Raw genomic sequence first — 19,552 nt, forward strand, 5'->3', positions numbered from 1 at the left:
AAAACCTAAAACCTAAAACCTAAAACCTAAAACCTAAAGCCTAAAGCCTAAAACCTAAAGCCTAAAACCTAAAGCCTATTCCCTCAATTTATTGGCACCAGAGGTAATCGCATGTGTGAGATCTTCGATCTCAGTGAGGAGGGGATCGATAGCAGTGGGGGAACTAAGGGTATTTTGCTCGAAAGTGTCGATTTCTAGGAGTTTTTCTAATTGGATGGCTAATTGTTCGATCGGTTTGGCTGTGGTGGCGGTAATTGCCACTGCACCGACGTTTGCGCTAGCTCCTTTGATAGCGTGGAGGTGGTGCTCGATCGTGCCAAGATCGCCAGCGGCTATCGCGGCGCGGATCAGTCGGAGTTGTTCGCGGGTATTTTCGACAAAGACTTGTAAGATCGCCCGTTCAAACTCAGCATCGTTAGTAGATACTTCTGCGTATTTTGATTCTCCAGATGGTGCGGGTGACTCGCTGGTAGCGATCGAATCTGGCGGTGGAGTCTCTACGGTCAGATCTGCTGGCTGGGGTGTGGCATCGCTAGCAGGCTGCGGCGTCGAGATTTGTTGCGTCCACTGGGCGATTTTGGTCGATAGCTCGTCTTTGCGAACGGGTTTGGACAAAAAGTCATCCATGCCTGCTAACATGGCTAATTCGCGATCTTCCTTCATCGCGCTAGCAGTGAGGGCGATAATAATCGTATGGCGCGCTTTACCTTCACGCAGCCGGATTTCTCTGGTGGCGGCGTAGCCGTCGAGCCGAGGCATGTGGCAATCCATTAAAATTGCATCGTAATCTTGGGTAGCAATTTTGTCGAGTACTTCCTCGCCATCGCAGGCCAGATCGGCGGCGTAGCCTAAATTTTTGAGTTGGTTCAGGGCAACTTTTTGATTGACCTTATTATCTTCGGCTACCAAAATTCGCAGGCTAGAACTAACTTGTTGGGGGAGGAGTAGTTGTTGGGGTTGGGACTCGGTGACGCTGGATAATGCTTGCGGTTGGGGTTCGGGGAGAAGATGTTGTGGCTCGATGCAACGATTGAGGATCTGCATCGGTTTTGCTGGTTTGAAGGCATAGCCAGCGATTTTCGATTTTTGCTGGAGCTGTGAGGCGCGTTCGTATTCGTTGAATGAGATCGTCGCGATCGTCCGCAGATTACTGAGTTCGGGATAGTGCGATATCTGCTCTGGGAGAGTGGTATTAGGGCTGTCAGGGTATGCTAAATCTGTTACTAGGGTTTGGAAAGGTTTGCCCATCACTGCGGCGGCTAGGAGCAGATTCATGGCTGCGGTGCTAGTGGTGGTAGTGGTGACGATCGCCCCATGGTGTTCTGCTGCTGAGGCGATCGCGTGGCGACTGTGATCCCAGTTGCCAGCAATCAATAAGCGTTGTCCCTGAATGCCTTGGGCGAGTTGGCGACTGAGTGCCAATTCGTCGCCCACATCAGCGGGGAGAATCGATCGCGAGCAAGTGAGGGTAAACCAAAAGATCGAACCCGCATCTGGCGCGCTGATCACGCCAATTTCACCACCCATCATTTCGATCAATCGTTTAGAAATTGCCAAGCCCAAACCCGTACCGCCATATTGTCTGGTGGTGGATGAATCGGCTTGAGAGAAGGATTGAAAAATTTTGTCTTGACTATCTAGATCGATACCGATCCCCGTATCTTGAACTTGGAAATAGAGCGTTGTCTGTCGAGCCGTAGTTGCGATCGCGCTAATATCGATCGAGACGCCCCCGCGATCGGTAAATTTGATGGCATTACCGATTAAGTTGGTTAGAATCTGCCCCAGTCGCGTCGGATCGCCTTGCAAGTTATTAGGGATAGTCGGTTCGACCCGACAGCTTAGTTCGATCCCTTTGGAATAAGCATTATTTGCCAGGACTTCGATCGTTTGCTCGACAGCATCAGTCAAGCTAAAGTTAATTTCTTCAAGATGCAGCTCGCCAGCTTCAATTTTTGAGAAATCTAAGATTTCATTAATAATATTCAACAAGTTATCAGAGCTACCTCTGATAATCTCGACGAAATTACGTTGCTCTTCATTGAGATTGGTATCTAATAGTAGCTCGGTAAAGCTGATGATACCATTCATCGGCGTGCGAATTTCATGGCTCATATTTGCCAAGAAAGCACTCTTCATCTTACCCGCAGATTCTGCCAACTGACGAGCTTTTTCTAGGGCAATATTTTCTTTGGTTAATTCTTGCCGACTGTGGCGTTCGCGTTCGATTAATAATGATTGTAATTGTTTGGAAGCGGTAATATCTTCAATTACCAGTAGGAAACCCGACGCGACCGAAATTTCTTTGATTTTCTTACCATCAATGATGTCGCGCTGGATCTCCTGCCAATTATACAGAGCTTCTAACTTGAGCGTAAAATATTTACCATTACGCTTGACCTCTTTCGGCGGCAAACTGCGGTAAGTATGTAAATCACTGAGATGATCTTCCCAATCTTTAGCACTCAACCAATTGGGAATCAAACAGTGTTCGATTTTATCACCGATATTAATACTTAAAAGCTGAGAAGCAACCGAATTACAAAACCAGACCGTGCCATCTAACTCGGTCGCCAGCAATCCCATCGACAAGCTGTGTGCGATCGCGGTTTGCGCCGATTGTGCCCGTCCTAATTCTGCTGCTAATGTTGCTAGTTTAGCGACTTTTCCAACTGGAATTGGCGGAAAAAGGTGCTTATCACCAAACCGAGGCGGGTGAGCGACTAAATTAATTTGATGAGTTTGCCAGAGTCTGTCAATTTCGCGTTTGACTAAAAAATCTGTATATTGCCGTTCGCAATAAGCTACACCAATAGTCACTAACAAAGCTAAAGTAATTGGTGCCGAAACTGGCAGCAAATAATTATTAGTCAAGGCAATGATGACGATCGCAATCCAGCCGCTGCTGAGTCCTAACAATCCCAACAATCTTTGACCGGGTGTCAGCCGACTGAGTTGGTAACTCAACAGCGGACTAATGAATAATAGTAATACTAGCAGCCAGCGATCGGGTACGATTTGAAGTTGACTGCGTTGGAGTAGATTATCGACGATCGCCGCATGTAAATAAATACTGGGAATTCCGTCAATGCGATCGAAAGGGGTATCGATCCGCATCGCATTACTACCAGTTATACCAACTAAGACAATTTTATTATTAAATACTTTTTCGAGTCGGGCTTGTTCGATCTCGTCTCTCGGTTCTAAGAGCGAACTCAATGAGTAATGATTGGCTTTAGCCGCTCTACCCGGCCAATTAATCCAAAATTCGCCCTCATTTGGTGGGCGTTTGATTTCTGGTGCGTTGCTAAGATTGTGCCCTTCTACAGCCATCCAAGCCAATGAATAGACACGGTTTTTGTATGGTAATATTTGCCGCACCACACCATCGTTACTTTTGACTTTATCGACATGCCCGACAGCTTGAGATGAGGCTTTTAAGCGACGCGTGGGTAAGATTGGCTGATTTTGTCCGTCCCAACTTTGCGCGAGAATTACGGCCTTGTGACCGTTGATCGCCTCGATAAATTCGCCATCATCGGGAGTAATCTCCCGAAAGATCTGCTCGAAGGCAATCGTACTGGCATTATATTTAGTAAGAAGTTTAACTAATTTGGCGTAGCGAGCGCGATTATTTGGTAAATCTTGGTATTGGGCAATACTTCGATCGTCAACTTCGACCACCACTAGTCGATCGTCCCAAGCTCTCTCGCCACGCAACTCTGTCAGTCGATTGTAAGCAAAATCCTCAACTGGAGCCGTCGCACCGAGCTGTACTAATGCGATCGCCACTGCGGCAGCGATTGGCCCTGGCAGCCACCGCCAAACAGATCGCAGGTGTTCTGGGATCTGTGTAGGCACATTGGTAAATCGAGTGAAATAGTTCAAGGTAACTGGATCGATAGAGAGTGTTTGAGTTGAGGATTCGCTATAAATATTTAGATAACAAATTTTCCTAACGTCAACTAGAATACCTGGATTCTAAGTGGCTGCAATCGGCAACATAGCTGTTAAAACTTGCTTAATTAGCGGATCTGAGACCACATTTACTGCTGTACTAGTTGGTTCGTAAGCGATCGTTTGCGTATCGCCGATGCCAGAGGGGAGAATAAATACACCTTTACCCGCTTTAACTTTTTTATCAGATTTGAGAGTAGTAACGATCTGGTCTAGATCGATGTTTGACGGCAGATCGAGCGTTAAATTAGCCTTGTCAATGACGGCATCTTGGCGTTGCGCCTCTGCCGCCGTCCACAGTTTCAGAGCGACAGCAATGCGTCCGGCGGCCACCATCCCGATCGCGACCGCTTCACCATGATTGACTACAACATATTTGGTCGCACTTTCGATCGCATGGCCGATCGTATGTCCGTAGTTGAGAGTCGCCCGCAACCCAGTTTGTTCGTGTTCGTCTTTACTCACAACTATCGCCTTGGCCGTTGCCGAGCTGGTTAAAATAGTCGATAGGAGTTCGGGATCGATATCCTGCTGCCTGAGACTAGTCGCTCGCTCCAATCGATCGAATAACTCTCGATCGCCAATAATTCCATATTTAATCACTTCCGCCATTCCCGCCCGAAATTCGCGCTCTGGCAACGTGGCTAAAACTTGAGGATCGGTCACTACCAAGCGCGGCTGATGAAAAGCACCGATCAGATTTTTGCCCTTGGGATGATTTACACCAGTTTTACCACCGATCGAAGAATCGACCATCGCTAGCAAAGTTGTTGGTACCTGAACGACATTAATCCCTCGTAGCCAGGTAGCCGCCGCAAACCCTGTCATATCTCCAATCACGCCACCGCCCAAAGCAACCAAGGTTGAGGAGCGTTCTAGGCCATGCTCCAGAGCTAAGTCGTAAATCTGCTCGATCGATGCCAGTGTTTTATATTGCTCGCCCTCTGGCAAGATACAATGGGAGACTTCAAAATTAGCTTGCTTGAGAGCAGCCATCGCCCTCTCTCCGTAAAGTCCAAAGACAGTAGGGTTGGAAACCACCATCACCTTCTGTCCCAACTTAAGAGCGCGACAATGTTCGCCCAACCGCTCTAAATTGCCAGTCGCGATCGAGATTTGATAACTATGTTCGGCTAAAGCAACTTCGATCGATTCCATGAGCGATAAGAGTGGAGGGGTGGAGGGGTGGAGGGGTGAATGGATAGCGATTCGCGCTTGTCGGGTTTCCCGACGGTGATACGTGCGACCGCTGCCTAGGCAGCGCGCTTTTCTTTGAGATAATGGGTAACAGGTGAGATTCGGCTCGTCCTTTACTCATCAACAAGGTCGCGACGCTGCCCAGTATCTCTGCCTAAAACCTGAAGCCTCCCCACTACTCTCAAAGATTTTTGTGCAGATTCTAACCCATATTCCCCATCACTAGTTTAAATTGTAGATGGATCTGGCAACGATCCGATTCTCTTTCTACAGAGGCTTTGTCAACGGGTGAAGGTAGGGCTGGTTTTCGATCGGAATCTACCGACCTCTATCCTCTCGGATGCAGTCAGTGATTTAATGGTATTTGAATAGTTCTTATCGAGGATAAATTTATGTCTGGCGCGATCGCTTATTTGGGTTTTGTCGGGATCATGTTTGGAATTGCCATGGGTCTGTTCTTTGGCCTGAGATTTGCCAAAATTATCTAGGATGAATGGCTAGTCGATCGTGACTAGTCAACATCCATGCTACCTAATTCACCTCACTACTTGCCACACTCATGAAATCTTACCTCGCTGCTGCCGTCCAAATGACCAGCCTTCCGGACCTAGACAAAAATCTAGCTCAGGCAGAAGAATTAATCGAATTGGCCGTGCGGCGGGGTGCTGAGTTAGTCAGTCTGCCCGAAAACTTCGCCTTTTTGGGCACTGAAGAGGATAAGATCGAGCAGGCCGGAGCGATCGCTACCAAAACTGAAAAATTTCTCAAAACTGCCGCCCAAAAATTTCAAGTTACCCTGGTTGGCGGTGGCTTTCCCGTTCCTGTTGGTAAAGAGGGTAAAGTTTATAATACAGCACTGCTAGTCGGCCCCAACGGTGAAGAACTCAGCAGATATGAGAAGGCACATTTATTTGATGTCGATCTCCCCGATGGCAATACCTATCGCGAATCGAGAACGGTAATGGCGGGGGTAAAGCTACCCGATGTTTATCACTCAGAGCAGTTAGGTGGGATCGGTTTATCTGTCTGCTATGATGTGCGCTTTCCAGAGCTATACCGCCATTTATCTAAATTAGGCGCAGATGTATTATTCGTACCTGCGGCGTTTACCGCATATACAGGTAAGGATCACTGGCAAGTATTGTTACAAGCTAGGGCGATCGAAAATACTTGTTATGTAATCGCTCCAGCTCAGACTGGCACCCACTACGCTATGCGCCAGACACACGGACATGCGATGATTATCGATCCTTGGGGGGTAATTCTCGCCGATGCTGGCGATTTACCTGGTGTCGCGATCGCTGAAATCAGTCCCCAGCGGTTGGCACGCGCTCGCGCTCAAATGCCTTCACTCCAACACCGAGTATTTGCTTAAAATAAAGGAAGGGGCGATCGCATCTTGTAGCAATTTAAAGATACTAGTACTGAGCGGCACAAGTTAGGTTACTATTTCACACTCCCCCGCTCCCCGCTCCTCGCCAGAACAGTAACTAGATTTACGCCGTAGACTACTAGAGCTTAGTTTCGATAATCCGCAATCCGCAATCCGCAATCCAAAATCCAAATGACTGCTAATAATCTTCAATTACTAAACATCCTGAATATCGGTATTAGCGTGCTGTTGGTAGTGATGACATTTTTATTTATCATTCGGATCGTCCTTACTTGGTATCCGCAAGTGGAAAGTCAAAAAATGCCATTCAGTCTAGTAATTGCGCCGACAGAACCTTTTTTAGCTCCCTCTCGCAAACTAATTCCCCCGATCGGTGGTGTCGATATTACGCCAATTGTTTGGGTGGGAATTATTAGTTTAATTAGAGAAATTTTAGTCGGGCAGCAAGGCATTATTACCATGCTAGTTAGTTGATAGTTGATAGTTGATAGATTATAAATCTACGATCTAACTTCTGCTTCTATTAAGTAATCGATCGTCTAAAATTATCTTTTAAATATCAAGTAGTCGATGCTCGTGTTAGTTCTACAGCATCGCGTCCATCTGCTTCTTGGAAATAGACTTTAACCTGTTCTTCTCGTGCGGTAGGTAATGTCTTACCAATAAAGTCGGGATGAATTGGTACTTGTCGATGGCCGCGATCGACGAGTACTACTAATAGAATATGCTTGGGTCTACCATACTCATTGATGGCATTTAAAGCAGCTCGAATCGTTCGTCCTTGATAAATGACATCATCTACTAAAACTACCGTTTTCCCATTTAAATCTACTGGGATATCTGTCTTTCCTGGCGTGCGAACGGCGATCGAGTCGAGATCGTCGCGGTAGAATGTGATATCTAGAGTCCCCACCGGAACTTTGACCCCTTCTAAGATTTCGATCTGTTTGGCTAGCATTTTGGCAAAGGGAACGCCTTTAGTTTGAATTCCCACTAAGACAACCTGCGATAAATCTCGACAGCGTTCGTCAATTTCGGACGCCAATCTAACGATCGTCCTGCGGATTTCATCAGCCGATAAGATTTCAACAATAGAACTCATGTTATGGGTTGGAGATGATGGGAAAAATATCGGCGATCGCGAGCAGTGGTGGACTGGGAGTCTGACCTGCTGCCGAGCGGTAGTCCAAATTGCTACCTTAGAGGATGTCTGAAAAGTCTAATTGCTTCGTTTGCAGTGGGTAAATCCCCCTGTCTTGTCGCACACAAACGGGAGGGAACCTCCCGTTCGATGCGCCGCTAAATCCCCCTTAAAAAGGGGGACTAAGAGTCTGGTTCCCTCCTTTTTAAGGGGGGCTAGGGGGGATTTTCTAGGGTTTAAGCTTAACGGAATTGTGTTTTCAGACATCCTCTCACATTGTCTCTCTCCGCAGCAGCATCTGTAAAGGGATGACGATTGTCGTACCGACACGCTGCGCGAACGCCCCAGGCACGGTCACAAAACCAGCCAATAAGCCCGTGCAATTACCTGTAATGATATTTGAGCTAAGTTGCGCGCTCGACGCGCTTGTTGGCTCACTCTGACGCTGCTAATTCAATAAATTCCAACAAGCGAAACACCCATCGTTAGCATCAAATCGAGGATTAAATTGAATTAGCTGATATTGCAGAATGTTAAGCTTCTCTCGATCGCCATGGCAACCGTGAACCTTTTTGCCTAACCTGGATACAGGGTAATTAGTCTAGAGTCGATCGTTGAGACTTTAATAATCGCTTATTCCCAAGCCTAAAGCCTAAAGCCTAAAGCCTAACACCTATCACCTATCACCTATCCGCTCATCCTATGGCCTATCAGTGGTTTAAATCTTTTCATATTATTGGTTTTACAGTCTGGTTTGCAGGCTTATTTTATTTAGTTCGATTATTTATTTATCATGTCGAGGCAAATGAGAAGCCCGAACCCGCTCGGAGTATTCTCAAAGAGCAGTATCAGATCATGGAAAAGCGGCTCTATAGTATTATTACTACGCCGGGAATGTTAGTGACAATCGCAATGGCGATCGGGATTATTTCGACAGAGCCAGGTATCATTCATCAAACTTGGCTACACATCAAACTTAGCTTGGTAGCACTATTAATCGGCTATCATCATTACTGCAAGATCTTGATGAAAAAACTTGCAGCAGATAAGTGTAAATGGAGCAGCCAACAGTTACGCGGACTTAATGAATTACCAACGTTATTTTTAGTCGCCATCGTGTTATTGGCAATTTTTAAAAATAATTTACCCACCGATATCACTGGTTATCTAATTGTCGGATTGGTAGTTTTGATGGCGGCGACAATTCAACTCTATGCCCGCAAACGCAGATTAGATGCTGAAAAATTAGCATCTAATTCGTCTTCGACTCCCGAACTGAGTACGTAACTTTCGATCGCATCTTTGAAAGATATTGGCTTTGTTCTAACACTGCTACCGATTGAAATCGGGGCTATTATTGCCAAGTTCGCCTGGGCGGACCGATTAAATATTCTGCCCAGGCGGACTTGGCATCACAAGCAGGGACTTATAGTCTTTAGACAACTCAGGTTAAATTGAGTCAATGGACACTCGAAAGCAGAAACCCATCCACCCCTAAGATCGCATGAGTGATGAATTGGTAATTCCCCAGCTAATTGTCGGGCTGGGAAATCCTGGAACTAAATACGCCCAGACTAGGCATAATATCGGATTCGACCAGATAGATAGTCTCGCTAAAAGATGGCAGATTAGTTTAACCGATCGCAAGCAATTTCAGGGTATTTATGGTGAAGGATTCGGTAGCCATAATGCCAAAATTAGAATGCTCAAGCCGCAGACTTTTATGAACCTTTCGGGGCAGTCAGTGCGGGCGACATTAGATTGGTTTAAACTATCGCCAGAGTCTGTATTAGTCATTTATGACGATCTCGATTTACCCCTCGGTAAAATTAGATTACGATTGTCGGGTTCTGCTGGCGGACATAATGGCATGAAGTCAATAATCTCGCATTTGGGTACGCAAAAATTTCCCAGAGTGCGGATCGGGATCGGTACAAGTGTTGGCGAGAAAGATACTATTTCTCACGTTTTAGGTAAATTTTCAGCAATCGAAACACCCATCGTCAGTGAAGTTATCTATCTAGTCAATGATGCGATCGAAATGAGTCTCAAGCAGGGCGTGGAAAAAGCGATGAGTCTCTACAATAGTAAGTCGATCCCCGTTCCGGAGATTGCTGAGTAATTGAGGCTTGCTAAGCTGTTAATCATTCAATTTACGTGTCTGTTCCCTGCTGTCAACAAATCTAAGTGGGCGATCGAAATATCTGACAGATTACTTAATTAAACGATCGACGGGTGAGACATTAGTAGTACTGCGATCGGTAATATCCGTCAAATGAGAGATCCCCTGAAGCGAGCGCGTGGTAGATGCGGGGCGATTGGCTTTGGCGGGATTCGTCCGTCCAACTTTGGCAGTAGCTGGCTTGAGTCGGACATTTGCCAGCACCGCATCGACTGGTGGACGAGAAATATCGTTAGTGGTAGGAGCTTTAATGGGATTTTTGGTTGCAACTAGTTTAGCCACAGACTGAGGTTTAGCGAAAACCGAATAACTAAATCCGAGTACGATAGTGAAAGCCAAGAGCGAGACACAGAAGCGATGGAGTAGATTGTGCATAATCCGAAAATCCCATAACTACTTACTTGCTAACTTACCCATACCAAGTGGTTGAATTACCAAAACCACAAAGTTTAGGATCTAGGCAAATAGTACCAGCAATCGATCGAGAAATTTACCACCTCAGCCACTAAGAATGCTAGGATCGCAAACAGCAAGAGAAGAAGTGAAGAAAAAAAGGACAACCTAATGGCAGAGATAAATAAGTCAATATCCTTTGACGGTAGGGATATTCGACTTAAGGTTGGAGTATTCGCACCCCAAGCTGGTGGTTGCGTCTTAATCGAATCTGGCGATACCAGCGTGTTAGTTACCGCCACCCGTGCGAAAGGACGAGAAGGAATTGATTTCCTACCGTTACTTGTAGATTATGAAGAACGGATCTATGCAGCCGGACGTATTCCAGGTGGTTTCTTACGACGCGAAGGCCGAGCACCAGAAAAAGTTACGCTCATTAGTCGGTTGATCGATCGACCCATGCGTCCGTTATTTCCTGATTGGTTGCGCGATGATATTCAAATCGTCGCGACCACGATGTCTTTAGACGAATTAGTCCCCCCAGACGTCCTGGCAGTCACTGGAGCTTCGATCGCTACCCTGTTGGCACAGCTCCCATTTAATGGCCCCATGGCAGCAGTACGGGTCGGTTTAGTCGGCGATGACTTTATCATCAATCCCACCTATCGCGAAATTCAAATCGGCGATCTAGATCTAGTCGTTGCGGGTACTCCCGATGGCGTGATTATGGTCGAAGCGGGTGCCAATCAGTTACCCGAACAAGACATCATCGAAGCGATCGATTTTGGTTATGAAGCCGTTCAAGAGCTAATTACCGCTCAACGCGAATTAATCGCCGAACTAGGCATCGAGATCGTTCATGCCCAGAAACCTTCTACCGACGAGACTTTAGAGAACTTCTTAACCGATCGCACCAAAGAGAGCATCAAAGTTATTCTCGGCAAATACGAGCCAGATAAAAATATTCGCGATGCCGAACTAGATGAAGTCAAAGCCAAAGCAGTAGAAGAGATCGCTACTTTACCAGAAACCGATCCGATTCAAGTTGCCGCAGCTAGCGATAGTAAAGCTGTGAGTACCCTGTTCAAAGGCATCACCAAAAAAATGATGCGCCAACAGGTGATCGAAACCGGACGGCGCGTAGACGGACGGACGCTCGACCAAGTACGCCCGATTTCTTGTTTCGTCGGCGTTTTACCCCGCCGCGTTCACGGTACGGGTCTGTTCAATCGCGGCCAAACACAAGTCTTGTCGGCTTGTACCCTCGGTACTCCTGGCGACGCCCAGGATCTCGGCGACGATCTCAATCCCGAAAATACCAAACGGTATATTCACCACTATAATTTCCCGCCTTATTCCGTCGGTGAAACTAAGCCCATGCGTGCCCCCGGACGCCGCGAAATCGGTCATGGTGCCCTCGCCGAACGCGCGTTGATCCCCGTCCTTCCCAGCAAAGATGAGTTCCCCTACGTGCTCCGAGTGGTCTCTGAGGTGTTATCCTCCAACGGTTCTACCTCGATGGGTTCGGTCTGCGGTTCGACCCTCGCATTGATGGATGCAGGCGTCCCCATTACCAAACCCGTCAGCGGTGCGGCCATGGGATTGATTAAAGAAGGCGAAGAAGTTCGCATTCTTACTGATATCCAAGGGATTGAAGACTTCCTCGGCGACATGGACTTTAAAGTTGCAGGCACCGATACCGGAATTACCGCCCTGCAAATGGACATGAAAATCAGCGGTCTGCCGATGACGGTCATCGCCGATGCCATCAATCAAGCACGTCCCGCACGCTTACATATTCTAGAGAAAATGTTAGCCGCGATCGACAAACCCCGCGAAGAACTCTCACCCTTTGCACCGCGCTTACTCACCTTCAAAATTGAGCCAGAACTGATCGGCTTAGTAATCGGCCCTGGCGGTAAAACTATTAAAGGAATTACCGAAGAGACCGGAGCTAAAATCGATATCGATGACGACGGTACTGTAACTGTATCGGCTGTCGATAATGACAAAGCCAAACGTGCGATCCAAATTATCCAAGGCTTAACTCGCCGTCTCAACGAGGGCGATATCTATGCCGGACGTGTGACCCGAATTATCCCGATTGGTGCCTTCGTGGAGCTGCTACCGGGCAAAGAAGGGATGATCCATATCTCCCAACTCGCCGATTATCGCGTCGGTAAGGTTGAAGATGAAGTGGGCGTCGGCGATGAAGTGATCGTCAAGGTTCGCGAAATCGATAATAAGGGTCGCGTTAATTTAACACGTCTGGGCATTCATCCCGATGAAGCTGCGGCGGCGCGGAAGGGTTAGACGGTGTGTGGCGTAGACCCAACCCACCCCGCCCTGCGGGCACCCCTCCGAGGAGGGGAATTTAACTTGACAGGCGGGAAGTCCCGCGCTCTGGCGAAGCCGAGCGTCGGGATGAAAGCCGAGCGATTGACGAGTCTATCCCCAATCGCAATTTGCCGCCAACTGGAAGCAAGCGGCGGCGGGGATGGGCGAGGAATGAGCAACAAGCCATTGTGCTGAGTACTAGCATCGTTGAATTTGTTACAATAAAATTGGTCGTTGACCCGCACGGCGTATGGAACATATAGGCTAATCCGAAGTAGCAGTAATATGCTTGCCGCAGAAACATCGCAGCGTGGAAGCCAGTTGGTCACTGATGCAAACTAATTGGACGTGTAAGAAATTACCTGCCTTGGGACACAGGGCGGCTGCATGGTGGATGCTGAAGACTTGAAAGTAGGCAAGCCAAAGAGTAAGTGGGTGGGAACATTCCAAAACCTCTGGAGGGTGAGTAAGGCCAAAATATAACTTGTTGTGTGGCGGCATCAGCCAATGAAACATGAAGTCTAGGGTTTTGAAGCCCACGCTCTACCGTACTCGGTGAGCGTTGGGTAGACGCAACTCTAAGATATGTCACGAGTAAGGATTAGATTGAAAAATCCCCTCTTGGGAGGGATGCCCGTAGGGCAGGGTGGGTAGATCTGGGGCAGTAACTCAAGAACGATCGAATTTTCTATGTAACGGTACCAGTCTGATGAATCCATCAGGCTGGTATTTTAGTAAAGATATGGTAGCGAATGTAATTTATTCAGATGGAGCGGTGAAACCATGATAGATTTTGCATTGGAAGCATTAATCGATCGAGCCATCCAAGATCGAATTACCCATCTCGATCTATATCAACAAAGATTAACTCAACTACCCGCTCGGATCGTCGATATTCATTCACTTGTAAGTCTGCGAGTATCTGATAATGAGTTGATAACTTTGCCAGAAAATATCGGCAACCTTTCAAGTTTGCGCGAATTAAGGCTATATAAAAATCAACTATCAGCCTTACCAGGTAGTATTTCTCATCTTACCAATCTAGTTTCTCTAAGTTTAAGCTTCAATAAATTCAAAATATTTCCAGATATCATTGCAAGCTTAATTAATTTGAAGGAGCTAAAACTGAATGGAAACCAGATCGATATCTTGCCAGAAAGTTTATTGCAGTTGAAAAAATTAGTCTCTATAGATCTCAGTAGCAATCCAATTTTCGATTTATCGATACTTCAATCTTTGCCTAACTTAAACCATGTTAAATTCTTGGGTGTAAATTTGCCTTGTGAATACTGGGTAGATCTCAGTAAATCTACTTTTATTATCCGATCTAATAACGACGGCTCAACTTCCGAAATTGAATTACCAAATGCTAATAAATTAAGTCTTAATCTGAGAAAGCAAAATCTGATTATATTGTCAAATGAGATTGGAGTCTATAAGTGGTGCCAGCATCTAAAATTATCTCACAATTACTTAAACTCTCTTCCGGACAACATAGATGAATTGTCTAACTTATCTCATTTGAAATTATTAAATAATCAGCTAACTTCTCTCCCAGAGAGTGTTGGTGATTTAGAGAAACTGATCTCTCTAGACCTACGAAGAAATAAATTAACTGAGCTTCCAGATAGCATTGGAAATTTAAAGAACTTAAAATATCTATACTTGGACGACAATTTGCTAGAAAAGTTGCCAGCTACGATCGGCAATCTTAAACAGTTAGAATATTTACACCTGTCTGCCAATAAATTAACATCACTACCAGAAGAGTTGGGTGAATGCAAAAAACTATCGTACTTAGATGTTAGGTTTAACCAAATAGTTAAACTCGAATCTTCAATTGGTAAATTATCCAACTTAATTGAGTTAGATGCTTTCCGAAATAAAATTGCATCTTTGCCAGATGAAATAGGAGGTCTCTGTAACCTACAACATCTTCAGCTAGATGAGAATCACATAAAAAAGTTGCCAGAAACATTGAAAATGCTAAGTAAGCTGACATCAATTAGCCTAATAGATAATCCTGTATCGGATATATCAATATTGCAAGACTTGCCAAGACTGAATAAAGTAAATTGGCTCAATACAGTCCGTTTTCCCCATCAATATTGGACTAAATTAAGTGAGTCAAGATCTGAAGGTTTTATCGGCGAGTGTAATGAAGAGATTCGACGCAGATTGATAAAAAAAGAAGGTTATGGAGGATACGGTATAATTTGTAAGTGCCTTCAGTCACAAATGTTGGATGTTCACAGAAAATATACTTTGCTGAAAATTGATAGTTCAGAGCGACTTCTCGATCGACATACTCAAACAACAGTACCCGAACAACTGGTTTTACTAAAAATGCATTGTTCTTCAAATCATAACAACATTCATATCATACAAGTACCTTCAGAAGTGACTAGCATAGAAGTAGCAATTGCATGGGTAAATAATGAAAATCATTTTTGCAAATTTATAAGCCAAATATAAATTTGAGAGACATATTAGACCTCCTGCATGAATCAATTTTTGGCACGAGTTTCTAATAGTTTGAACCTCCTAATTTGCTATTCATGCAAGAGGTCTATTGTTTGCTATGATTAACATCGTGGCAGTATAGCTCAGTTGGTGAGAGCGTCCCCGCGATAAGGGGAAGGACAGCAGTTCGAGTCTGCCTACTGTCATAGCCCAAGGAACTTGACCTTTTAGTCTTCAGCAAACATCTCAGCCAAAGTATTTAAGACCGCTTTTTGTTCGTCGATCGCAATCGATCCTAGTTTTTTAATCAACCTCGTTTTATCGACGGTGCGAATTTGGTCTAGAACGATATAGCCGTCCTTACCTTCAAAGTTAACGGGAATGCGAGTCGGATAGAGTTTTCCCTTCGTAGTCATCGGAACGACGATCGCTGTTGCCAAATGTAAGTTCATCTCATTGGGAGAGATTATCAGACACGGACGAGTTTTTTGGATCTCGCTCCCAATTGTCGGATCTAGCACCACTAGAAAAACATCAAATCTCGCGATTACCACTCCCATTCTTCCTCGTCCCATGTAGTGGCAATAATATCATCTAGCAAAATATCCTCATCTTCATTGCTAGACACCCGTGCAAATGCTTCCGCCCACCCAGTCCGAGCGCGAGATGCTGCTGTAATAACGATCTGATTATCTCTGACCTCAATTTCGACGTTTTCCGAGATACCGCTTTGCTCTAGCAATAGCTTCGGAATTCTAATCCCTTGAGAATTGCCAACTTTAATTATTCGCCCTTTGACAGATGTAGCCATAGATTTGGGTGATAAAGTAATTACATTATACTCACATGTTGGCAATGAAAGTCGAAGACTGTCGATCGATTCGCATTCCGATCGACAGGCGATTGCCTTTTAAATGATGAGACGATCGAATTTTTATGTAAAGATCCCAGCCCGACCTACTTGAGACTGGTATCTTAGTAAGAGGGCAAATTGAGATCGCCGTAGAATTTTTTAGATTTTAAGAGGTTGGTTGAGTGATGGCAACAGGTGCATTGCTATGGCAGCGATATCAAGATTGGTTGTATTATCACCCAGGGTTAGGCTTGTATCTAGACATTAGCCGGATGCGGTTCGATGATGTGTTGGTTTCCCAACTGCAACCCAAATTTGTGAAAGCATTTGCCGATATGGCAGCTTTGGAAGCAGGGGCAATTGCCAATCCTGACGAACACCGGATGGTCGGACATTATTGGTTGCGGAACCCAGAACTGGCACCTACTCCAGAAATTGCGACCGAAATTAAGACCACGATCGACTCGATCGCGAGTTTCGCCCTGAAAGTTCATGATGGTACCATTCATCCCCCTCAAGGTGGTAAATTTACCGATCTGATTACCGTGGGGATTGGTGGCTCGGCATTGGGGCCACAATTTGTATCTGAAGCTCTTTCGCCAGATCGTCCCCCATTAAATATTCACTTTATCGACAATAGCGATCCGACCGGAATCGATCGGGTGCTCAGTCGGATTCAAGACAGGCTGAATACGACCCTAGTGATGGTCATATCCAAGTCTGGAGGCACTCCCGAACCGCGCAACGGCATGTTAGAGGTACAAGCTGCTTATCGCGCCCAGAATCTCAATTTCCCAGCCTATGCGGTGGCTATTACAGGCACGGGTAGCCAACTCGATCGCGTCGCCCAATCCGCAGGTTGGATTGCCAGATTTCCGATGCCAGACTGGGTAGGCGGACGCACTTCGGAATTGTCTTCCGTCGGTTTACTACCAGCCGCACTTCAGGGCATCGACATCCATAGCATGTTAGCTGGAGCTAGGGAAATGGACATCGCCACCCGCGTCCCAGACATCAAAACCAATCCCGCTGCCCTGCTCGCGTTGGCTTGGTATGCGTCGGGGAATGGCAAAGGCGAAAAAGATATGGTTGTCTTGCCTTACAAAGATAGTTTGTTGTTATTTAGCCGCTATCTCCAGCAATTGGTGATGGAGTCTTTGGGCAAAGAAACCGATCTCGATGGCAATAAAGTCTATCAAGGTATCGCCGTCTACGGGAATAAAGGTTCCACCGATCAACACGCCTACGTCCAACAATTGCGCGAAGGTATTCCCAACTTTTTCCTGACATTTATCGAAGTATTGCACGATCGCGAGGGCATCTCTCCTGAAATCGATCCTGGCGTTACTAGTGGCGACTATCTATCGGGTTTCCTCCAAGGTACGCGCCAAGCCTTATATGACAATCACCGCGACTCTTTGACTGTGACGATTCCTAGTGTTACCGCCCAAACTGTCGGTGCGCTAATTGCTCTCTACGAGCGGGCTGTAGGCTTATATGCCTCGATCGTCAATATCAATGCCTACCACCAGCCAGGTGTCGAAGCAGGTAAAAAAGCCGCTGCTGTGATTCTCAAACTGCAAACCGATGTGGTGAAAGCACTGCAAGGCATGACGATTTCTGCACCAGTGACGATCGCCGAATTAGCTGCGACGATTGGCGAACCAGAGCAAGTAGAATCAATTTACAAGATTCTCCGCCATCTTCAGGCAAACGATCGCGGTGTCGTCTTGACAGGCAATCTCTCGCAACCAGGAAGTTTGCGCGTTGCTTGGGCGAATAAATAATTAAATAATCGGTAAGATTTTTGCCGATCATCTGTTCGGCAAAAATCGAGGGTAGGGGTAATTCATGAATTACCTCTACCCTAATTTGGTGAATGATTAGAGAGTATCTGGATCGATGCCTAATTCTCGCAGTTTGGCATCCCGTTTATGTTTCTCGATCTCCAATTGCTGCTTATCAGCCTCTAATTGTTGTTTATCGGTAAGCAAGAGATCGCGCTCGGTAGCGACATTATCGAAAGTTTCAAAGACTCGTCCGTCAGGATGCGTAATCTGTAGCTCGTCCCCAATTAACCGAAAACTAATCCCCAATCGCGGACTAGTCCAGCCGTCCATCAACTCAATGCGATCGAGAAAAAAGTCATCACTGCGCTGATAGCCTTTGAGAATCGATCGATCCGGATCGTAGATATAATATTCTTCCACGCCACAACGCGCGTACATTTGCAACTTCCGCTCCATTTCACCCTCAGTATTGCCTGGAGAGAGAATCTCAAATACCACCTGCGGCGCAAGATCGTCTTCTAGCCATTGCTTGTACGAACCTCTGTCATCTTTGGATCTGCCAAAGACTACCATCACATCAGGAGCCACGCGGTATTTGGGATTACCTTCGACGGGATACCACAATAAATCTCCCGCCACAAATACCCGTTCGTCATCGCGAAATAACCAATCTAGGTTGGTTTTGATGACAGTAATCCACTGAAATTGTTTGGTATTATCTGCCATCGGTTGCCCATCGCTGTCTGGGTAGACAATCTCATTAGTAGCTAGCATCTGAAGTTATGCTCTTTCTAATTATATTTATCTCAATTAAAATATTATAACCTCAAATCTTTGCAAACCAATTAGTATCTACTTCTATAGATTCAACCATTTCAATTTTAACACCAAGTCCCAATTCTTTTAATCGTTGAACTAACTGCTCTCCATCAATTAGATCGATTGGTGGGGCGCCGTCTCTGGTTGCTTCTTTGATGGCATCTCTAGTGAAAGTCCCCGTTGTAATAAATAGACCTTTATCAGTGCGACCCTGCATAGCCCCACGAAAATCTCTAATTTGACTAGAAGAGACAGAGCCTTGATAACGCTTGCATTGAAATAAAATGTGAAAACTCAGAAAACCGTTGATTCGAGCAATGCCTACGCCATCAATTCCACCATCTCCAGACTTCCCTGTAACCTGTACTTGGACAAAACCTGATTCTCTGAGCAACCGTTGTGCCAAACGCTCAAATGCGCTAGGATCGAGTGATAATAGTAACTTGTGAAGTTGTTGGTGCCATGATATTTCGGCTAAAGTTTCAATAGACTCCATCGGAGTATCTAAAGTATCTGCTTGTATAACTTTAGATTTGCCAGAGTCTCGAACGACTCTAACAATCTCTTTTCGGTCTATCTTTTTAACATCTATTGACGTTGATACTAAAGACCACACTCCACGACCTGAATTTTCAATAAGTCCATACTTTTTCAGATACGTTCGACTCCAGGCAAGTCGGTACTCAACCTTACTCTGTGATGTGCTTCCATGCAAAATCTCTAATACTTCATCAGATAAATTTAGAATTTGAACAACTTGTTCATAGATTTCTTCCGTTGTGCCAGATCCACCCAATACTTGTAATGCTTGAATTGTCGGTACAAACATTGAATCAAATGTAGGAAACACAGAAGTAGAGTTTTTCATAGATGACGAGTTAAGATTTTGCGATTGGTAGAATCGCTCGTTTCAGCATCATGCCATATTGAGAGCCTATAGGTAAGCGAATTTAAGTTGGCAGCGATCTCTTGAGTTGAAAAAGGCTGCTCGACCGCAAACCAGTCTCAGAAACTAATCCAGATCGAG

Annotated in this window: 17 protein-coding genes and 1 tRNA gene; 9 read left to right on the forward strand and 9 right to left on the reverse strand. The window is 45.6% G+C overall.

The features are described 5' to 3' along the window. Nucleotides 1-75: 75 nt before the first annotated feature. Together CHA6605_RS31880 and aroB are read right to left on the reverse strand one after the other, a co-directional pair. A complete protein-coding gene (locus tag CHA6605_RS31880; protein WP_015161293.1) occupies nt 76-3,861 on the reverse strand; it encodes a CHASE2 domain-containing protein in 3,786 nt (1,261 codons plus the stop codon). Nucleotides 3,862-3,981: 120 nt separating this feature from the next. After that, nucleotides 3,982-5,115: a 3-dehydroquinate synthase gene (gene aroB / locus CHA6605_RS20455; protein WP_015161294.1), complete on the reverse strand. Its 1,134-nt coding sequence runs from the start codon at nt 5,113-5,115 to the stop codon at nt 3,982-3,984. A gap of 431 nt (nt 5,116-5,546) precedes the next feature. On the opposite strand from aroB, the gene petL reads away from it, so the two are divergent. The 3 genes from petL (at nt 5,547) to CHA6605_RS20465 (ending at nt 7,021) form a co-directional block, all read left to right on the forward strand. After that, nucleotides 5,547-5,642, forward strand: a complete 96-nt coding sequence (gene petL / locus CHA6605_RS33110; protein WP_015161295.1) for a cytochrome b6-f complex subunit PetL — start codon at nt 5,547-5,549, stop codon at nt 5,640-5,642. Between the two features lie 71 nt (nt 5,643-5,713). After that, nucleotides 5,714-6,529 (forward strand): carbon-nitrogen hydrolase family protein, encoded by an 816-nt coding sequence (locus CHA6605_RS20460; protein ID WP_015161296.1) that lies wholly within the window; start codon nt 5,714-5,716, stop codon nt 6,527-6,529. Between the two features lie 189 nt (nt 6,530-6,718). After that, the gene (locus tag CHA6605_RS20465) at nt 6,719-7,021 is read left to right on the forward strand and encodes a YggT family protein (protein WP_015161297.1); all 303 of its coding nucleotides are present in this window, start codon (nt 6,719-6,721) and stop codon (nt 7,019-7,021) included. An 85-nt stretch (nt 7,022-7,106) separates the two neighbouring features. Here the strand turns inward: CHA6605_RS20465 and pyrR are convergent, their stop codons facing one another. Beyond that, nucleotides 7,107-7,649, reverse strand: coding sequence for a bifunctional pyr operon transcriptional regulator/uracil phosphoribosyltransferase PyrR (pyrR, locus tag CHA6605_RS20470; RefSeq protein ID WP_015161298.1), 543 nt, complete (start codon nt 7,647-7,649; stop codon nt 7,107-7,109). 741 nt (nt 7,650-8,390) lie between these two features. Here pyrR and hemJ point away from each other — a divergent pair. Further along, nucleotides 8,391-8,975: a protoporphyrinogen oxidase HemJ gene (gene hemJ, locus CHA6605_RS20475; protein WP_015161299.1), complete on the forward strand. Its 585-nt coding sequence runs from the start codon at nt 8,391-8,393 to the stop codon at nt 8,973-8,975. 217 nt (nt 8,976-9,192) lie between these two features. Next, nucleotides 9,193-9,810, forward strand: a complete 618-nt coding sequence (gene pth, locus CHA6605_RS20480; protein ID WP_015161300.1) for an aminoacyl-tRNA hydrolase — start codon at nt 9,193-9,195, stop codon at nt 9,808-9,810. 90 nt (nt 9,811-9,900) lie between these two features. Here pth and CHA6605_RS20485 read toward each other — a convergent pair whose 3' ends face one another. Beyond that, nucleotides 9,901-10,152 carry a hypothetical protein gene (locus tag CHA6605_RS20485; RefSeq protein ID WP_157260049.1) on the reverse strand — a complete coding sequence of 84 codons (252 nt, stop codon included), beginning with the start codon at nt 10,150-10,152 and terminating at the stop codon, nt 9,901-9,903. 282 nt (nt 10,153-10,434) lie between these two features. On the opposite strand from CHA6605_RS20485, the gene CHA6605_RS20490 reads away from it, so the two are divergent. Continuing rightward, entirely contained in the window at nt 10,435-12,576 is a 2,142-nt protein-coding gene (locus CHA6605_RS20490; RefSeq protein ID WP_015161302.1) for a polyribonucleotide nucleotidyltransferase, read from the forward strand. Here CHA6605_RS20490 and CHA6605_RS34385 read toward each other — a convergent pair. Next, a complete protein-coding gene (locus CHA6605_RS34385; protein ID WP_157260050.1) occupies nt 12,573-12,929 on the reverse strand; it encodes a hypothetical protein in 357 nt (118 codons plus the stop codon). The genes CHA6605_RS20490 and CHA6605_RS34385 overlap by 4 nt on opposite strands. Nucleotides 12,930-13,383: 454 nt before the next feature. Between CHA6605_RS34385 and CHA6605_RS20495 the strand changes: the two genes are divergently transcribed. Then, on the forward strand, nt 13,384-15,075 hold the full coding sequence (locus tag CHA6605_RS20495; protein WP_015161303.1) for a leucine-rich repeat domain-containing protein: 1,692 nt from the start codon (nt 13,384-13,386) through the stop codon (nt 15,073-15,075). A gap of 120 nt (nt 15,076-15,195) precedes the next feature. Next, a tRNA-Ile gene (locus tag CHA6605_RS20500) sits at nt 15,196-15,269 on the forward strand. A 21-nt stretch (nt 15,270-15,290) separates the two neighbouring features. Here the strand turns inward: CHA6605_RS20500 and CHA6605_RS20505 are convergent. Then, nucleotides 15,291-15,623 (reverse strand): type II toxin-antitoxin system PemK/MazF family toxin, encoded by a 333-nt coding sequence (locus tag CHA6605_RS20505; protein WP_015161304.1) that lies wholly within the window; start codon nt 15,621-15,623, stop codon nt 15,291-15,293. Then, nucleotides 15,611-15,874 carry an AbrB/MazE/SpoVT family DNA-binding domain-containing protein gene (locus tag CHA6605_RS20510; RefSeq protein ID WP_015161305.1) on the reverse strand — a complete coding sequence of 88 codons (264 nt, stop codon included), beginning with the start codon at nt 15,872-15,874 and terminating at the stop codon, nt 15,611-15,613. The genes CHA6605_RS20505 and CHA6605_RS20510 overlap by 13 nt, the downstream gene beginning before the upstream one ends. A gap of 227 nt (nt 15,875-16,101) precedes the next feature. On the opposite strand from CHA6605_RS20510, the gene CHA6605_RS20515 reads away from it, so the two are divergent. Next, a complete protein-coding gene (locus CHA6605_RS20515; RefSeq protein ID WP_015161306.1) occupies nt 16,102-17,703 on the forward strand; it encodes a glucose-6-phosphate isomerase in 1,602 nt (533 codons plus the stop codon). 96 nt (nt 17,704-17,799) lie between these two features. Here CHA6605_RS20515 and CHA6605_RS20520 read toward each other — a convergent pair whose 3' ends face one another. Next, on the reverse strand, nt 17,800-18,480 hold the full coding sequence (locus tag CHA6605_RS20520; RefSeq protein WP_015161307.1) for a Uma2 family endonuclease: 681 nt from the start codon (nt 18,478-18,480) through the stop codon (nt 17,800-17,802). A 52-nt stretch (nt 18,481-18,532) separates the two neighbouring features. Further along, entirely contained in the window at nt 18,533-19,393 is an 861-nt protein-coding gene (locus CHA6605_RS20525; protein ID WP_015161308.1) for a restriction endonuclease, read from the reverse strand. Nucleotides 19,394-19,552: the final 159 nt, after the last annotated feature.

The organism is Chamaesiphon minutus PCC 6605, assembly GCF_000317145.1.
In the GTDB taxonomy this organism is placed as follows: domain Bacteria; phylum Cyanobacteriota; class Cyanobacteriia; order Cyanobacteriales; family Chamaesiphonaceae; genus Chamaesiphon; species Chamaesiphon minutus.